We start from the raw sequence: 16,565 nt of genomic DNA on the forward strand, positions 1-16,565 counted from the left end.
GCGTATGGAATGGGTGCTGTGCCGGGCCGGCATCGCAGCCCGGATCTTGCTAGCTAACGGCAGTATAATTTTAGGATCCTTCATCGCTCATGGTGCTACGCGTATCAGACTGGTTGCGGGTAAAGCAGGTCCAAGTTCCGGGGCAGCGGTTCAGGTGGCTTTGGCTCCTGCCAAGTTGTCCAGCCCGGAAATAAGCGGTGCGTGTAAAACCAAGACCGCTGCGTCTGCGGCCTTCCGCGGAACCGCAACCTGGATGTCGACGTTGCGCGGCGTCTGGTCCGCACCGATCACATCGAAATTTGCTCAGTCAAAGGCAGCAAGGCCGCGGCGAGGGGCGTTCATCCCGGATAGATCCTGCCCGATCGCGGAGGCGATGGCGAGCGTGCGGGCGCCGACGTGGGCTGAGGAGTTGGCGGCCTCTAGGTCGTTCACAATACATCGCACCGTTTTCAGCGAGGCCTCGACATAGTGAGTGATGGTATTGGTGTTCGAACTTTTGGAGACGATCCGGACCCGGCGGCGACGCAGAGGCTTCAGCACGGCGGCATCATAGCCTTTAACACCGACCATTTCCTGTTTGAACAGCTCCAGCGCCACCACATCGATGCTGGTCACGATCTCGACACGTGGGGATCGGCCGGCTGGCTGTAGATGAGGGTGCCGGGGTCAGAAGGTTCGAAGGCGTTGGTCACGCGCAGAGCCACATTTGACTGAAGCAGGGTCTTGGCGGCAATTGGGTGGATGGCTTCCATCCCCATGTTCGATAGCCGGTCGACCACGTCGTAGTTCGTGTGACCCAGTTCGCGCACGGCTTCTGTGGCTACCATCGCTGGATCGGCGGAAGACAGGTGAAATCCCTTATAGATGATTGCCTCTTATGCCTTGGTATAGGCGGCGATGCTGGAAAAGGTGACCTCGAAATAGCAGCGGTCGTATGCCCGCATCAGCCCCCCGCGGCACTGGGCATAGCCGTCACGACAGGTAGCTCCGCGGCCAGGTCGAGATCGCGCAGGCCGGTGGCGACCCGTTCCACCAGCGTGCATTCGCTTTAGTAGTGCCAGCCGCTGAGGTCGACGAAACGGGCGTTCACGCCGGCGCGCTGAAGAAACAGCGTGGTGACAAAGGCGGAATGCGCCTTGTCCGGGCCGGACAGCAGCACGCGCACCAGCGTCAACTGGCTCGACAGGCGGAAATGGCCGTAGGAGGACAGGCGCTACAGGTCGAACAGGCAGCTGCGGGTACCCTCAATGCGGTAGCGCACGAATTCCTTCGCCCGGGTGCGGTCTTCCTGATTTTCCAGCACGCCGATGTGGGCCTCGGTCATGGCTTCACCCACGCGGATCAGCGCATCCAGCCAGCCGTGGTTGTTGACGTCATTGGCAAACAGCGCATAGACGCGGGGTTCGCCGGACTTCTTGTGCTCCAGCAACAGGTTTGTGATCCCGCCGAAGGCGGAGATCACAAATATGAGGTGATAGAGCGACGCGCTGTTGCGGCCGCCGATGATGAGTGTATCTCGCAGCTCGCGGATGCGGCTCGTCGACGTACGCCGATTTTTTGGACGGTGTGGTCAAAGAAATTCAAAATGTTTCACCCGGCTTCTGTTGGCGCCTCTTCAGGTGGTTTCCAGCGCGTAGGAGCCGTTATCACGGTGCACTTCGGTGCCGGTCACGGGCGGATTGAACACGCAGGCCATGACCAGCTCTTCCTCGGCCCGCAGGTTGTGGCAGTCATGCTTGTCCAGCGCATTCATAACGCCGGGCCGGATCAAGTGCGTCTCGCCAGTGGCCAGGTCTGCGATCGAGCCTGAGCCTTGCATGCAATAGGCACTCTCCAAGTTGTTCTTGTATTCGAACGTGTGTTCGGACCCGGCTTCGAGAAAAGTGATGTGGAAGGAGAATCCCATCCCGTCTTCGGCCAGCAGCATCCGCACCGAAGACCAATTTGCGTCCTATACGACGCGGCTGCGGTCACTTGTAATAGTGTCGTTGTAGTCACGAACATTGATTTCTTACTCCGCAGCAAATTTGCTGGAAACTGTCACGCCGCGGATTGCGCTGCGCAGGATGTTCAGGCCTTTGATGAAGGTGTCCTGGGGCGTGGTCAGGGGGCAGAAACTTGACCACCTGAACCTCGTTTCCGGAGGTCTTGATGATCAGTCCGTTGTCGAAGGCGTGAGCCAGATGCTGGCAGCAAGTTCACCTGAGCCCACATCCAGCCCCTGCATCATACCACGGCCCTTAAGCCTGGAGTCAGGGATCAGCCCGGACATTTCCTCCAGCGCGGCGGTCAGCAGCCGGGCCTTGGCGGCGGTGTTTTGCTGGAAGCCGGTGTCCGACCAGAACTTTCGGATTGCCGTGGTGGCGGTGATGATGGCGTGGGTGTTGCCGCGGTAAGTGCCGTTGTGCTCTGCCGGACCTAAGATGTCGTGCTGCGGGCGGGCCAGCATCAGCGCTAACGGCAGGCCGAAGCCCGAAACCGATCTCGCCATCGTCACGATGTCTGGCGTCACTCCCATCTCCTCGAAGGAGAAAAGCCGCTGGTGCGGCCGCAGCCGGCCTGGATTTCGTCGATGGTCAGCAGGGCGCCGTGCTCCTTGGCCAGCGTGGCAATGCACTGCACCCATTCGGGGCTTGCAGCATTCAGGCCACCTTCACCCTGCGCGGTTTCCAAGAGGAACGCAGCTGGGCATCGGCACCGCTGGAGTCGTGCAGGATAGTTTCGAGATAGCGGGCGGTATCGGTGTCCGTACCGAAGTACCCGTTCTAGGGCATCCGGGTGACGCCGTGCAGCGAAGTCCCGGCATCGCCGCGGTGGCAGCTGCTGCCGGTGGCTGCCAGGGGGCCTAGGGGGGGCGCCGTGAAAGCCGTTGGTGAAGGCGATGACATTGCTGCGCCCAGTCACCTTGCGGGCCAGAATTAGCGCCCAAGGCTGTCTTTCAGCTCGGTACCTTGGGCCTAGGAGAAAACCGTGTCACAGCTGTGGCAATAGCTGCGCGCCTCAGACTCGCGGCGTTTTTAAATAGAGATTTTGGCTGACGTGTCAGTCGGCATCGTATGTCCTTTTGGAATTGTGCAGATCAGAGCAGGCATGCAACACATCGGATAAACCGGCCTCAGGCTGCCCAGCTGGGCGCCTTCGAGAAATCGATCGTGACCATATGTTCGGTGCTCTGCCGGTCCCGGAAATGCTGGCCCTGAGTGAAGTGGGGCTGGCTCTTCAGCGGCGCGCCCTGGTTGGCTGCGAATTTGTGGGACAATGCTCAGTATGCCTTGTTTTCCTGCGTGATGGTTGTTTGCAGCCGTTTGATTATTTCGCAGGCCTTGCGGCGCGGCAGTCCGGTCAGCATCAGCGAGCTGAGGCCGGTGCCGCGGGCCTTTTCCGACACCGCTACCTGCCAAATAAACAGCGTGTCCGGGTCCTCTGGCAAAACATTGGCGGACACCCAGCCTGCAATCTCGCCATTGAACTCTGCCACAACGCAGGTATCCCGGAAGTGATCGCACTGGATCAGATTTCAGTACATTGAGTTCTCGTCGAGCGGCTTGCAGGCCCTTACCAGCTCCCAGATTTCGGGGCCGTCGTTTGCCGCGGGCTCGCGCAGCGTGGGGCTGCTTTCCAGCATAACTCTTATGCATGTCGCATGTGTTCTGGCGCCTCCGTAATTGCTTCGCTAATCAAAGCATATTGGTGTTGAGGTAATTTCAAGTTGTCTGGAGTTTTTGCTTTTATTTAGTGGCGTGCTGCAAAAGGAGGTTCTTTGCCGCGATTTCGCTGGGCTTTATATTTTGGTTGTCGAATTAAATTAGTGTGTAAACCTTTACTGTCCCGTTGCGCTCTATCGGAACCGGGATATGGACCGCATTAATGCAAGCCTGATCGCCCTGCGCCGTATTCTGCGTGCAACTGACCTGTTTAGCCGAGAGCTATCACAGTCGGTTGAGCTGACTGCAGCGCAGTTCCGGGTGCTTCAGATCATCGCTGCCAGCGAGAACTGCACCGCCAAGGCGATTTCCCAGCAGATGCGGATTTCCCAGGCAACAGTCACCTCTCTGGTCGACAAGCTAGTCCGCAAGGAGATGGTGCTGCGGGAGAAGTCGCTGACTGACCGGCGGCAGACAAATATCCTTGTCACCGGAAGGGGGCGTCAGGCGATTGCCGAGTCGCCGGATCCACTGCAGCAGCGTTTCGTGCGTAAGTTTACGTCAATGGAGGGCTGGGAGCAGGCGTCGCTGATCGCGGCGCTTGAACGCGTTGCATCCATGCTAGATACAGCGGACATTGATGCGGCGCCGGGGCTGGTCACTTGAGAGCCCCTGACTACTCCCTGAAGCTGACTGTTCTGAGTGTGCTGTTGCCTGTGGCAAAGTTGTCGTGTGGATACAGGAGAATCGGCGCGGCATTGGTGCGGCTGCGCGGCAGGGGGGATTCAGAACCGCAGCGACAGGCAGGACATGCCGCCGTCCAGTTTGGCGCAATCAGTGTTGTCGATCTCGACGATCTGGTATCCCGCCTTGTCCAGCATTTCGGCGGTACGGGGGAAGCCGGCGGCCATCAGCACCAGATTGTTGAAGCGAATGGCGTTGGCAGCGGCTTCCTCGCCCTCGGCCACATGCAGCACCCGGTAGCCTTCGAAACAGCCGGAGGCGCCAAGACGTTTGGTTGACAGGATTGTCTCGGCGTCCATCAGTGAGCAGTCAGTTTTAAAATGCAACACGCCCTCGGGGGTGAAAACCTCACGCAGGGAGTGGCCCCATTCAGCAGCAATCTCCGCCAATTCGGCAACGCCGGCGGCATCGGTGCGGTCGGAACGGCCGACCAGGATCTCCTTGCCGGTCACCAGGATGTCGCCGCCTTCGATATGGCCGGGGCCGGTGATTTCGCGGACGTCGTCGTAGCAGGCGCGCAGGGTGGGGGCCATTTCCGCCACCTCGCCCAGACGGGACGGCGCACCCGGTCGCATCAGGATGGCGCCCTGCGGCAGGCAGAGGGCAGTGTCCTCGACAAACTGGGCGTCGGGGAAGGCCTCCAGCGGCTCAAGCTCGATCACCTCGGCGCCGGTGCTGCGCAGTGCGGTGGCATAACCGGCGTGGGCCTGCAGCATGCTGCTGAGGTTGGGGTTGCCGACGTCCTCGGCACGAAGGCCAGCAGCGATGGTTGAGGCTGGACGGCGGGTGATGGCGCGGGTGAATTCGAAGGTGGGGTTTCGCATAGGGGTTACTCCTGGTCCGGAGCGGGTCCGGTGATTTCGATTTCGAGGATGGAGGGTGTGCCGCTTTTGCTGGTTTCCCGCAGTGCGGCGGCAACTGCCTGAGGCTCCATCGGCACGCGGGAGTAAGGAATTCCAAAAGAGGCGGCTGCGGGGCCGAACTCCGGCGGGGTGGGGTCGCAGCCCACGACGGGGACGCCGGCGTCCTGCATCGAGGTGGCAATTTCGCCGTAGCCCCGGTTGTTCCAGATCACGAAGGTGATGGGCAGGTTTTCGTCCACGGCGGCCATGATCTCCGGCAGGGAGAACTGGGCGCCGCCGTCGCCCGCGATGCAGATCACCGGGGTGTCGGGGGCTGCAATTGCTGCGCCGATGGCTGCGGAGATGCCGTAGCCGAGCGCGCCGTAGCCGGTGGCGGCATTGAACCAGCCGCCGGGGCGGTCGTGGTCGTAGTAGAGGTTGCCGGCATAAATCGGCTGAGTGGAATCTCCCACCATTAGAGCATTTGGTACTGCGGCGCGCATGGCGTTCAGCACCTCGACCTGCGCGCGGTAGTCCGCTCCGATCTCTTCAAAGGCAGCGGCGCGCGTGTGCTCAGCGCGCGCCGCGCCCCGGCTTTGCTTCTGGGGTGCGGGCAGGGTAGCGAGCAGGGCGGAGATGGTGTCACCCGCCCGGCTGTGGATGGCGAGCTCCGTTTCGTGGCGGGCCAGTTGGTCCTGGCAAATGTCGACCCGGATCAGCCCGGCCATGGCTGGCATGCTGCCAGTGGCGTACATATCGTAGTCCGTCGGCCCCAGCTCCGTTCCCAAGGCCAACACGCAATCGGCCTCCTCGATGAGCGCTCGGACGGCTTGCAGGCTGGGGCTGGCCGGAACGGTCAGCGGGTGGCCGTGCATCAACCCGCGGGCGTTGACTGTCTGCACCACCGGCGCGTCGAGGCGTTCGGCAAGTGCTTGCAAGTCCCTGCCAGCACCTTTGGCGCCGCCGCCGCCAAGGATCACCACTTTGCTTGCCGCAGAAAGCCGACCTGCCGCTGCAGAGATCTGAGCCGGGTCGAGCGGCGGCTGGGCGGGGACCGAAACTTCGGGGCCGTTCTGGGAGGTGGTGCCTGCCACGTCCAGCGGGATCTGGACGTGTGTGGGACCTGGACGGCCGACGGAGAAGGGGGCAAAGGCGCGGTCGAGCGCGGCCTCCAGCTCTTCTGGCTGGGCAACGTGTGCCGAGATCAGTGCCACGGTTTTCGCCAGCGCGTGCTGATCCGGCAGCTCATGCAGGTGGCCGTGGCCCCTTCCAAGTGTGCTGCTGGTGTTGACGCCGGACACCACCAGCATCGGCACCGAATCTGCGCGGGCCTGGGCCATCGGGGTGAGCGTGTTGGTGAGGCCGGGGCCGGTGATGACAAAGGCCACACCCAGCTGGCCGGACACGCGGGCGTAGCCGTCTGCCATGAAGCCCGCGCCCTGTTCGTGGCGAGGGGTGATATGGCGGATACCAGAGGCGGCCAGGCCGCGGTACAGCTCAACCGTGTGGACGCCGGGGATGCCGAACACGCAGGAAACACCGCGCGCCTTCAGCCCTGCGACCAGGGCTTCGCCAACTGTCTTGCGGGTCATGCTGCACCTCGTGCCTTGGAGTTTGCGTGCGCCACGATCCGGTCGAGGGCGGTCGTAAAGCTGGCGTCATCAATTGTCAGGGCAACGCGCACCCAGTCCTTGAGGCCTTCGCCGAAGGCCGAGCCAGGCATCACGGCAACGCCGCTGTTCAGCAGGTCCCAGGCATAGGCGTCGCCGTCCATTCCGGTTGAGGATACATCAATTAGGGCAAACATGCCTGCCTCGGGGTGGTGGACGTGCAGCCGGGTCTCGCCATGCAGGCGCTGTTCCAGCAGGGCAGCGCGTGCGGCAAAGCGGGACGCCATGCCCGCGGCCACCGAGGAGCCCTCGCGCACCGCCCTTTCAGTCATGTCGGCGATGAAGGGCTGGTTGCCGAACAGCATAGTTTCCGAGACCGGCAGCAGGGCGGAGCAGAAGGCCTCTGGCCCGGCGCACCAGCCGCTGCGGAAACCCGGTGCGGCGTGGGACTTGGAGATCGAGGAGACCGCGATGACCCGGTCGGCCAGTTCTGGATCGGAGAGCGGCGAGGCAAATTCCGCACCCTCAAACACCAAGTGCTCATAGACCTCGTCGGAGATGACCCAGAGGTCATACTGCACTGCCAGCTCGCCGATTTCGCGCAAGTCCTGCGGCGTCAGGATGGCGCCGGTCGGGTTGTGCGGGGTGGTGAGCAGGATGGCGCGGCTGCGCGGGGTGATGCGGGCGGCAATATCGCTGGCCTGCATCCGGAACCCGGCTTCCGGGCGCAGCGGCACCGGCACCATGTCCGCTCCAGAGGCGCGGATCACGCCCTCGTAGGTGGCATACATCGGATCGCCTACCAGCACTTCGGTGCCGGGTTCGGCAACGCCCTGCAGCACCGCGTACAGCGCGGTCTGGGTGCCGGGGAAGCAGAGGATATTTTCCGGCCCGAAATCCCGCCCGCGGCTGGCGCTGTAGGATTCAGCCAATGCGGCGCGCAGATGCGCCTCGCCGCGGCCGTCGGAATAGCCGGTGCGGCCTGCGTGCATCGCCTGCGCAGCGGCTTCCACCAGTTCCGGCGGAGTGGGCACGTCCGGCTCGCCAATGGTCATTTCCACCAGGTCGGCACCGGCTGCGGCCATCTGCCGGGCCTTCAGATGCACTTCCCATTTGCCGCCGCCCAGTCCGGCCAGCCGTTCAGTGATTGCTGTCAGCCTCATGTCTTTTCAGCCTCCTGCTCCAAATTCAAACCAGTGATTGCGGCAACCGACTGCCGTCCGATGTCTGCCAGTTCACCCGGCGCAAAGGCATCCGGAAGGGCGCCGCCCTCCAGCCACAGCCCGTCGATCACCGCGTTGCAGGCAATCGCCAGCTGCCGCAGCCGGGCAGGAGCGGCGGGGCGGTAGGCTTCTTCCAGCGCGGCGTCGATCAGCCCTTCCAGAAAGTCGCGGAAATAGGCATAGGTGCGTTCGTGCGTGGCCTTCATCTGCGGGTCCTGCTGCACCTTGTTGAGGAAACTGGCCCAGAGCGCGATGGACCGCGGATCCACAACCGGCGGCGTCAGCGAGGCATTCACAAAGGCGGTGAGCCTGGCCAGTGCTGTGCCGTCCACCCCCGCCGCGGGGGCAAATGTCTGATCGGTCATGGCGGTCATGTGATGTTCATAGGCGGCGATGATCAGCTCTTCCTTGGAGCTGAAGTAGTGCCGGATCAGTCCCTGGGTGACGTCGGCGCGCTCGGCAATGCCCCGCACCGTGGCACCGCGCACACCGTTCTCCGCCACCAGTTCCAGCGTGGCGAGAATCAGCGCTTCCTTCCGGGCTTCGGCGGATTCGCGTTTGAATTTGCGGCGCTCGTCGGTCACCTCAGCTCCTGTTTTTGTGCTGGCGGAGAAATTATACACTTGCATAATTACTCGAGTCGCGGCTTACTGCAATCGGAAAATTCGGGAAGACGCAAAGATGGACACAGCCGCAGCAGCCGCATCAGTTCCGGAAACCGATACGCGCCGGGAGGCGATCCGGGTCGAGGATCTGCACAAGTCGTTCGGCAATCTGGAAGTGCTGAAGGGTGTTGATCTGACCGCGCATCAGGGCGATGTGGTGGCGATCATCGGCGGCTCCGGCTCCGGCAAATCCACCATGCTGCGCTGCATCAATTTTCTGGAGACGCCGAGCTCCGGCAAGATCGTGATCGGCGACGAGGAAGTGGCGATGCGGGGTGATGGCAGCCCGGCAAACCAGAAGCAGATCGAACGCATCCGGACCAAGCTGGCGATGGTGTTCCAGCAGTTCAACTTGTGGACTCACCGCACGCTACTGGAAAACGTGATCGAGGTGCCGGTGCATGTGCTGAAGGTGCCTAAGGCCGAGGCCGTCGCGCGGGCGCATGAGCTGCTGAACCGGGTGGGGCTGGGCGGCAAAGAGGACACTTATCCCGCCTATCTGTCCGGCGGCCAGCAGCAGCGGGCGGCGATTGCCCGCGCACTGGCGGTGGACCCGTCCGCGATGTTGTTTGATGAACCGACCTCTGCCCTTGACCCTGAACTGGTGGGCGAGGTGCTGACGGTGATCCGCGATCTGGCCGCCGAGGGGCGCACCATGCTGCTGGTGACCCATGAGATGAAATTCGCCCGCGAAGTCGCGAACCACGTTGTCTACCTTTACCAGGGCCGCATTGAAGAGCAGGGGCCACCTGCCGAGGTCTTTGGCAATCCGCAATCAGACCGGCTGAAGCAATTCCTGAGCTCGGTTGCCTGATCCACTACCACCAAAATAAAAACCAACTGGGAGAAGAAGATGAAACTGAAAGCATTGCTTGCCGCGGCAACCGCGGCTGCCGCTCTGTCCGCTGGTGCGGCTGCTGCTGAACAAGTGAAAATCGGCATCGCTGCCGAACCCTATCCGCCGTTTGCGTCGCTCGACAGCTCCGGCAACTGGGTCGGCTGGGAGGTCGAGGTGATTGGCGCCGTCTGCGCCGCGGCTGAACTGGACTGCGTGATCACGCCGGTGGCCTGGGACGGCATCATTCCGTCGCTGACCGGCCAGCAGATCGACGCCATCATGGCCTCTATGTCGATCACCGAGGAGCGGATGAAGACAATCGATTTCTCCGATCCCTATTACAACACCCCGGCGGTGATCGTGGCGGACAAGTCGATGGACATTGCGCCGACGCCGGAATCTCTGGCGGGCAAGATTGTCGGCATCCAGGCCTCGACCATCCACCAGGCCTATGCGCAGGAATACTTCAAGGATGCCGAGCTGAAGGTTTACCAGACCCAGGATGAGGCCAACCAGGATCTGTTTGCGGGACGTATCGACGCGACACAGGCGGACAGCATCGCAATGGCGGATTTCGTCGGATCCGACACCGGCGGCTGCTGCGAGATCAAGGGCGCGGTGGCGGATGACCCGGCGATCCTGGGCCGCGGTGTGGGTGCTGGCGTGCGCAAGGGTGACGACGCGCTGCGCGAAGCGCTGAACAAGGGCATCGCGGCGATCCTGGCCGATGGCACCCACGAGAAGATCACTGCCAAATATTTCACCACCAGCATCTACTAAGGCGCTGACGTGACCGGACTGTTCGAACTGCTGGGCTTCGGCGCCAGCGCGGAGCTGCTGTCGCTGTCGGGCTGGGGGGGCAACCTGCTGCGCGGGCTTGCCAACTCCCTGCAGATCGCCTTTGGCGCTTTTGGGCTGGGGCTGGTGATCGGGCTGTTCGGAGCCTATGGCAAACTCTACGGCGGGAAGGTCACGCGTGACCTTCTCGCCATCTACACCACGGTGATCCGGGCGGTGCCGGAACTGGTGCTGATCCTGATCCTCTATTACGTGGGCAGCGACATCATCAACAAGATCTCTGAGGCGATGGGCGGCGGCCGGATCGAAATCAACGGCGTTGCGGCCGGCATCTGGGTGCTGGGTGTAGTGCAGGGAGCTTATGCCACCGAAGTGCTGCGCGGTGCTATCAAGGCGGTGCCTGTGGGTCAGATCGAGGCGGCGAAATCCTATGGCATGCCCGCCTTCATGATCATGCGGCGGGTGACGATCCCGGCGATGATGAGCTTTGCGGTGCCGGGGCTGGCGAATCTGTGGCTGATTGCCACCAAGGACACGGCGCTGCTGGCGGTGGTCGGCTTTAATGAGCTGACCCTGGAGACCCGTCAGGCGGCGAGCAGTACACGGGCCTATTTCACCTTCTTCCTGGCGGCGGGTTTTCTGTATCTGGTGGTGACTTTGTGCTCCGGCGCGGTCTTTGCACGGGTTGAGAAATGGGCACGGCGCGGCCAGCCCTCGCTGAAGGGGGGCGCGCGATGATCAGCCTGAAGGACCTGATGCAGCCTCACCGCATCGTGATGATGCTGGGCTTTGCGGCGCTGGTGATGTGGTGCACTTTTGCGCTGCGCTGGGACTGGATCCCGAAATACGCGCCCCTGGCGCTGGAGGGGCTGTGGGCCACGGTCTGGATCCTGGCGGTCTCGACCTTTCTGGGCTTCCTGCTGGCGGTGCCACTGGGATTGGCGCAGGCGGTTGGCCCATGGTACCTGTCGATCCCGGCGCGCACTTTCTGCACTATCATCCGCGGCACACCGCTGCTGCTGCAAATCTGGCTGCTCTATTACGGGCTGGGCTCGCTGTTTCCGCAGTTTCCCTGGATCCGCTCCTCTGAACTGTGGCCCTATCTGCGTCAGGCCTGGCCCTACGCGGTGCTGGCGCTGACGCTGTCTTATGCGGGCTATGAGGGAGAGGTCATGCGGGGCGCGTTTTCCGGCGTGGCCAAGGGGCAGCTGGAGGCCGCGAAATCATTCGGCATGCCGCGCTTCACCATGTTCCGCCGGATCTGGCTGCCGCAGGCTGTGCGCAACGTGCTGCCGACCCTGGGCGGCGAGACTATCCTGCAACTGAAGGCGACGCCGCTGGTGGCGACGATCACGGTGATGGAAATCTATGCGGTATCTTCGCGCGTGCGGGCCGATACGTTCATTGTCTATGAACCGCTGTTGCTGCTGGCGCTGGTCTACATGGCGATTGCTGGCGTGATTGCCCTGGCCTTCCGGCGGCTTGAGAAAGGCTGAAATGCCGGAGGGTTAGGCTGTTCTGCGGGCGGCCGGAGAACGTTCAGAAAAAATCAGGTTTATCTGACATACATCAAATAACGGCACTGACGTTCCCTCTAGTGTCGGCGGCGAATGCAGCAAGAGAATCTTGTAACAGATGCCGCGCACCCTTTTCACATCTTCTGCCTGTCGCGCCGGGTTTGCCCGGCGGCTGGCGGGAATGTGCGCGGTTTTCATGCTGGTGCTGCAGGTGGCCTTCCCTAGTGCGGGGCAGGCAGCAGCTGGTGGCGAGTGGATCGAGATTTGCGGCGAATTCGGCGTGGTGGAGATTCAAGTCGTTGCCGAGGGCAGCGAAGAAAAGCAGGATTGCCCCAAGTGCAGCACATGCGCCCTCTGCGCGGCAGAAAATGGGGCAGGGAAGGTAAGCCTGCAGCCATCCGGCATCAGCCGGGCGGCAGATTGCGCCGTGCTATTGCCTGCAGGAACCGGGGTGCAGCCGAATCCTGCGCAATACTGGCATGACGGCCGCGGGCCTCCGCTGGTGACAGAGATAGAATCCGAACGCGCGTTCCGCGCGTCCGTGGCAGCCACTCAAGACAAAGGAGAGGCGCCATGGTCCTGACACGCGCCTTCCGGGGCTGGCTGACAGCCCTTGTGATGACATTCGCCGCCCTTTTTGCAGCGGTGGCTGAGGCAGACAGCCTCGACTCCTTCCTGACAGAACTGACACCCAATGATCTGATGCCCGGCGCCGAGGCGTTCGGCCCAGTTCGCGCCGATGTGCCGGTGGCGCCGGTGCTGAAGGCAGGCGAAACGGTCGCCTATGCCTTCCTGACCTCCGATTTTGTCGGCACCACCGGATACAGCGGCAAGCCGATCCATGTAGTAGCGGCGATTGACACCGATGCGGTGCTGACGGGCGTGAAGCTGGTCAAGCACTCCGAACCCATCGTGCTGATCGGCATCCCCAATTCCAAGATGGTCAAGCTGACCGAAAGCTATGCCGGGCTGGACCTGAAGGCCGAAGCGGCGGCAGGCGGCGATGCTCATGATCTCGACATCATCTCGGGTGCGACGGTGACCATCATGGTTATCGACGACAGCTTGGTCCGGGCCGGCATAAAAGTGGCCCGCGCGCTGGGGCTGGGCGGGCTGTCTCCGGTGCAGCCGGACGGGCCGAAGCGCGAGGTCGACATGGCCCGCGAGGAGGTCGCGGATTGGACCACGCTGGCCGGCGACGGCTCTGTGCGGCGGATGACACTGGACGTTGGCCAGATCAACGCAGCATTTGAAGCCACCGGCGATCAGCGCGCGATCCGGCGGCGTGAGCGTGGCGCGCCGGATGAGACCTTCATCGACATGCAAATGGCGCTGGTTTCCGTGCCCTCGATTGGCAAGTCGCTGCTGGGCGAAGCGGAGTACCAGAACCTCAAGGCCTGGCTGGACAAGGGCGAGCACGCCATTCTGGTGCTGGGACGGGGCAGCTACAGCTTCAAGGGCTCCGGCTATGTCCGAGGCGGTATCTTTGACCGCATCCAGCTGATCCAGGGCGATGCTTCGGTGCGCTTCTTCGACCGCCAGCACAAGCGGCTGGGCGAGCTGGCCACTGCGGACAGCCCCAGCTTCGGTGAGCTGGACCTGTTCAAAATTCCGGCGGATGCGGAATTCGATCCGGCTGAGCCGTTCCGCCTGCAGCTTTTGGTGCAGCGGTCCGTGGGCGCGCTGGAGCGGGCGTTCCTGACCTTTGACCTGGGCTACAAGCTGCCGGAGCAGTACCTTCTGCCCGCCGCGCCTGCACCCAAGGTCGTGGAGGACGACACCGGCGAAGCTGCGGCCAAGGCGGCGCTGTGGCAGCGGATCTGGAAGGACCGCACCGTCGAGATCGGTGTGCTGGGCGTGATGCTTCTGGTGCTGACGGGGGTATTTTTCTTCCAGTTCCAGGCGACCGTGAATGCGCGCACCTTCTACTGGTTCCGTGTCGGATACCTGACCGTCACCCTGGTGTTCCTGGGCTGGTACGCCAATGCACAGCTGAGCGTGGTGAACCTGATGGCGCTGGCTGGGTCCTTGCGCAGCGGTTTCTCCTGGGATGCCTTTCTGCTGGATCCGCTGGTCTTCATCCAATGGTTTGCTGTTGCCGCAGCACTGCTGTTTTGGGGCCGGGGCGCCTATTGCGGCTGGCTGTGCCCGTTCGGTGCCCTGCAGGAGCTGACCAACAAGATCGCCCGTGCCTTCAAGGTGCCGCAGATCACCCTGCCGTGGGGCCTGCATGAGCGCCTGTGGCCTGCAAAATACATGATCTTTCTTGGTCTGTTCGGCATCTCGATGGTCTCGATCCCGCTGGCGGAGACTTATGCCGAAGTGGAGCCGTTCAAGACCGCGATCATCCTGAAGTTCGTGCGCGACTGGCCGTTTGTGGTCTTTGCTGTGGTGCTGCTGCTGGCCGGCCTGTTCATTGAACGGTTCTATTGCCGCTACCTGTGCCCGCTGGGCGCCGCGCTGGCGATCCCGGCCCGGGTGCGCATGTTTGACTGGCTGCGCCGCTACAAGGAATGCGGCAGCCCCTGCCAGACCTGTGCCAACGAGTGCCCCGTTCAGGCCATCCACCCCACCGGTGAGATCAACCCGAACGAATGCGTGAACTGCCTGCATTGCCAGGTTCTGTATCAATCCGAAGCCAAATGCCCGGTTGTGATCAAACAGCTGAAACGCCGGGCCAAGACCGGCAGCCCTGCGCCAGACGTAACTTTGGGCCGACCGCCGACCAATCACCCCAACGCGAACAGGATCAAAGTTTCCTGAAGGAGGACATCATGTCTGAAGACCTGAAAAACAAACTGCCCGTCACCCGCCGCGGCCTTCTGGGGGCCACTGCCTCTGGTGCCGTTCTGGCGGCCACCGGTGCCGGCTCCGCCCTGCTGGGCGCCAAGCCTGCACAAGCCGCCGGCGTCAACCTGGCGCCAGGCGAACTGGATGAATATTATGGCTTCTGGTCCTCGGGCCAGACCGGCGAGTTGCGCATTCTGGGCGTGCCGTCGATGCGCGAGCTGATGCGGATCCCGGTGTTCAACCGCTGCTCTGCCACCGGCTGGGGCCAGACCAACGAATCCAAGAAGATCCTGACCGAAGGCCTGCTTCCAGACACCAAGGAATTCCTGGCCGCAAACGGCAAGGAAACCTACGACAACGGCGACCTGCACCACCCGCATATGTCGTTCACCGATGGCACCTATGACGGCCGCTACCTGTTCATGAACGACAAGGCCAACACCCGCGTCGCCCGCGTGCGTTGCGATGTGATGAAATGCGACAAGATCATCGAGATCCCCAACGCCAAGGACATCCACGGCCTGCGCCCGCAGAAATTCCCGCGCACCGGTTATGTCTTTGCCAACGGCGAGCACGAGGCGCCGCTGATCAACGACGGCCAGATCCTGGATGATCCGTCGCAGTATGTGAACATCTTCTCCGCCATCGATGGCGACACCATGGAAGTCGCCTGGCAGGTGATTGTCTCGGGCAACCTGGACAACACCGACTGCGACTATCAGGGCAAATACGCCTACTCGACCTCTTACAACTCGGAAATGGGTATGACCCTGGCCGAGATGACCGAGAACGAGCTGGACCACGTTGTTGTCTTCAACATCGCAGCCATCGAGGCAGCGATTGAGGCCGGCGAGTATGAGGAGCTGAACGGCGCCAAGGTGGTTGATGGCCGCAAGGGCGCGCCAGGCAAGCTGACCCGCTACATTCCGATCCCGAATTCGCCGCACGGCATCAACACCGCACCGGACAAAAAGCACGTCTGCGTCAACGGCAAGCTGTCGCCGACCGTTTCGGTGATCGACGTCGAGAAGCTGGACGCGCTGTTTGATGCGGACGCCGATCCGCGCTCGGCAATTGTGGCGGAACCGCAGCTGGGCCTTGGCCCGCTTCACACCGCCTTCGACAACCGCGGCTATGCCTACACCACCCTGTTCCTGGACAGCCAGGTGGTGAAATGGGACATCGCCAAGGCGATCGAGGCCTATGCGGGCGCCGACGTGGACCCGATCCTCGACAAGGTCGATGTGCAGTATCAGCCGGGCCACAACTCCACCTCGATGGGTGAAACCGCCGAGGCGGACGGCAAGTGGCTGATTTCTATGAACAAGTTCTCCAAGGACCGGTTCCTGAACGTCGGTCCGCTGAAGCCCGAGAACGAGCAGCTGATCGACATCTCCGGCGACAAGATGAAGGTGGTGCACGACGGGCCGACCTTTGCTGAGCCGCATGACTCGATCATCGTGCACCGCTCTAAGGTGAACCCGGCCAGCATCTGGGACCGCAACGACCCGATGTGGGAAGACGCTCGTAAGCAGGCAGAGGCGGATGGCGTCGATCTGGACGACTATCAGGACACCATCGTGCGCGATGGCGACAAGGTAAGGGTCTACATGTCCAGCCAGGCGCCGAACTTCAGCCTTGAGAAGTTCACCGTCAAACAGGGCGACGAGGTCACCGTTTATGTCACCAACCTGGATGATATTGACGACCTGACCCACGGCTTCTGCCTGTCGAACTTCGGCATCGCGATGGAAGTGGGCCCGATGGCCACCGCCTCTGTCACCTTTGTGGCTGAGCGTCCCGGCGTGCACTGGTACTACTGCCAGTGGTTCTGCCACGCGCTACACATGGAGATGCGCGGCCGGATGCTGGTCGAGCCGCGGAGCGCGTAACC

Annotated in this window: 15 protein-coding genes and 2 pseudogenes; 8 read left to right on the forward strand and 9 right to left on the reverse strand. The window is 62.4% G+C overall.

Features of this window, described 5'->3' with window-relative positions; genetic code table 11:
• Positions 1-150: 150 nt before the first annotated feature.
• The 5 genes and pseudogenes from AC58NV_RS06805 to AC58NV_RS06825 form a co-directional block, all read right to left on the reverse strand.
• Positions 151-1,584, reverse strand: a pseudogene (locus AC58NV_RS06805) (amino acid kinase family protein).
• Between the two features lie 31 nt (positions 1,585-1,615).
• Positions 1,616-2,008, reverse strand: a pseudogene (locus tag AC58NV_RS06810) (ectoine synthase).
• Between the two features lie 147 nt (positions 2,009-2,155).
• On the reverse strand, positions 2,156-2,512 hold the full coding sequence (locus AC58NV_RS06815; RefSeq protein WP_497226455.1) for an aminotransferase class III-fold pyridoxal phosphate-dependent enzyme: 357 nt from the start codon (positions 2,510-2,512) through the stop codon (positions 2,156-2,158).
• Positions 2,509-2,673: an aminotransferase class III-fold pyridoxal phosphate-dependent enzyme gene (locus tag AC58NV_RS06820; RefSeq protein WP_497226456.1), complete on the reverse strand. Its 165-nt coding sequence runs from the start codon at positions 2,671-2,673 to the stop codon at positions 2,509-2,511. The genes AC58NV_RS06815 and AC58NV_RS06820 overlap by 4 nt, the downstream gene beginning before the upstream one ends.
• A 589-nt stretch (positions 2,674-3,262) precedes the next feature.
• The gene (locus AC58NV_RS06825) at positions 3,263-3,514 is read right to left on the reverse strand and encodes a GNAT family N-acetyltransferase (protein ID WP_497227034.1); all 252 of its coding nucleotides are present in this window, start codon (positions 3,512-3,514) and stop codon (positions 3,263-3,265) included.
• A 340-nt stretch (positions 3,515-3,854) separates the two neighbouring features.
• Between AC58NV_RS06825 and AC58NV_RS06830 the strand changes: the two genes are divergently transcribed.
• A complete protein-coding gene (locus AC58NV_RS06830; protein WP_497226457.1) occupies positions 3,855-4,310 on the forward strand; it encodes a MarR family winged helix-turn-helix transcriptional regulator in 456 nt (151 codons plus the stop codon).
• 119 nt (positions 4,311-4,429) lie between these two features.
• On the opposite strand, the gene AC58NV_RS06835 is transcribed toward AC58NV_RS06830, so the two are convergent.
• Genes AC58NV_RS06835 through AC58NV_RS06850 form a run of 4 tightly spaced genes read right to left on the reverse strand, consistent with a single transcriptional unit; the run spans position 4,430 to position 8,647 of the window.
• The gene (locus AC58NV_RS06835; RefSeq protein ID WP_497226458.1) at positions 4,430-5,212 is read right to left on the reverse strand and encodes an arginine deiminase family protein; all 783 of its coding nucleotides are present in this window, start codon (positions 5,210-5,212) and stop codon (positions 4,430-4,432) included.
• Positions 5,213-5,217: 5 nt separating this feature from the next.
• The gene (locus AC58NV_RS06840) at positions 5,218-6,822 is read right to left on the reverse strand and encodes a 5-guanidino-2-oxopentanoate decarboxylase (protein WP_497226459.1); all 1,605 of its coding nucleotides are present in this window, start codon (positions 6,820-6,822) and stop codon (positions 5,218-5,220) included.
• Complete coding sequence (locus tag AC58NV_RS06845; protein WP_497226460.1) at positions 6,819-8,003, reverse strand: pyridoxal phosphate-dependent aminotransferase; 1,185 nt, start codon at positions 8,001-8,003, stop codon at positions 6,819-6,821. Before AC58NV_RS06845 ends, AC58NV_RS06840 begins: the two co-directional genes overlap by 4 nt.
• Complete coding sequence (locus AC58NV_RS06850) at positions 8,000-8,647, reverse strand: TetR/AcrR family transcriptional regulator (RefSeq protein WP_497226461.1); 648 nt, start codon at positions 8,645-8,647, stop codon at positions 8,000-8,002. The genes AC58NV_RS06845 and AC58NV_RS06850 overlap by 4 nt, the downstream gene beginning before the upstream one ends.
• Positions 8,648-8,744: 97 nt before the next feature.
• Between AC58NV_RS06850 and AC58NV_RS06855 the strand changes: the two genes are divergently transcribed.
• The 7 genes from AC58NV_RS06855 to nosZ all read left to right on the forward strand — a co-directional run bounded on the left by AC58NV_RS06855 (position 8,745) and on the right by nosZ (position 16,563).
• Positions 8,745-9,542, forward strand: coding sequence for an ABC transporter ATP-binding protein (locus AC58NV_RS06855; RefSeq protein ID WP_497226462.1), 798 nt, complete (start codon positions 8,745-8,747; stop codon positions 9,540-9,542).
• Positions 9,543-9,581: 39 nt separating this feature from the next.
• Positions 9,582-10,346, forward strand: a complete 765-nt coding sequence (locus AC58NV_RS06860; RefSeq protein WP_366660743.1) for a transporter substrate-binding domain-containing protein — start codon at positions 9,582-9,584, stop codon at positions 10,344-10,346.
• Positions 10,347-10,355: 9 nt separating this feature from the next.
• Positions 10,356-11,102: an ABC transporter permease gene (locus tag AC58NV_RS06865; RefSeq protein ID WP_497226463.1), complete on the forward strand. Its 747-nt coding sequence runs from the start codon at positions 10,356-10,358 to the stop codon at positions 11,100-11,102.
• Complete coding sequence (locus AC58NV_RS06870) at positions 11,099-11,860, forward strand: ABC transporter permease (RefSeq protein ID WP_497226464.1); 762 nt, start codon at positions 11,099-11,101, stop codon at positions 11,858-11,860. Before AC58NV_RS06865 ends, AC58NV_RS06870 begins: the two co-directional genes overlap by 4 nt.
• Before the next feature lie 217 nt (positions 11,861-12,077).
• On the forward strand, positions 12,078-12,464 hold the full coding sequence (locus tag AC58NV_RS06875) for a hypothetical protein (protein WP_497226465.1): 387 nt from the start codon (positions 12,078-12,080) through the stop codon (positions 12,462-12,464).
• Positions 12,455-14,644, forward strand: a complete 2,190-nt coding sequence (locus AC58NV_RS06880; protein WP_497226466.1) for a 4Fe-4S binding protein — start codon at positions 12,455-12,457, stop codon at positions 14,642-14,644. Before AC58NV_RS06875 ends, AC58NV_RS06880 begins: the two co-directional genes overlap by 10 nt.
• Before the next feature lie 11 nt (positions 14,645-14,655).
• Positions 14,656-16,563, forward strand: coding sequence for a TAT-dependent nitrous-oxide reductase (nosZ, locus tag AC58NV_RS06885; RefSeq protein WP_497226467.1), 1,908 nt, complete (start codon positions 14,656-14,658; stop codon positions 16,561-16,563).
• Positions 16,564-16,565: the final 2 nt, after the last annotated feature.

Source organism: Leisingera sp. ANG49, from assembly GCF_059694505.1.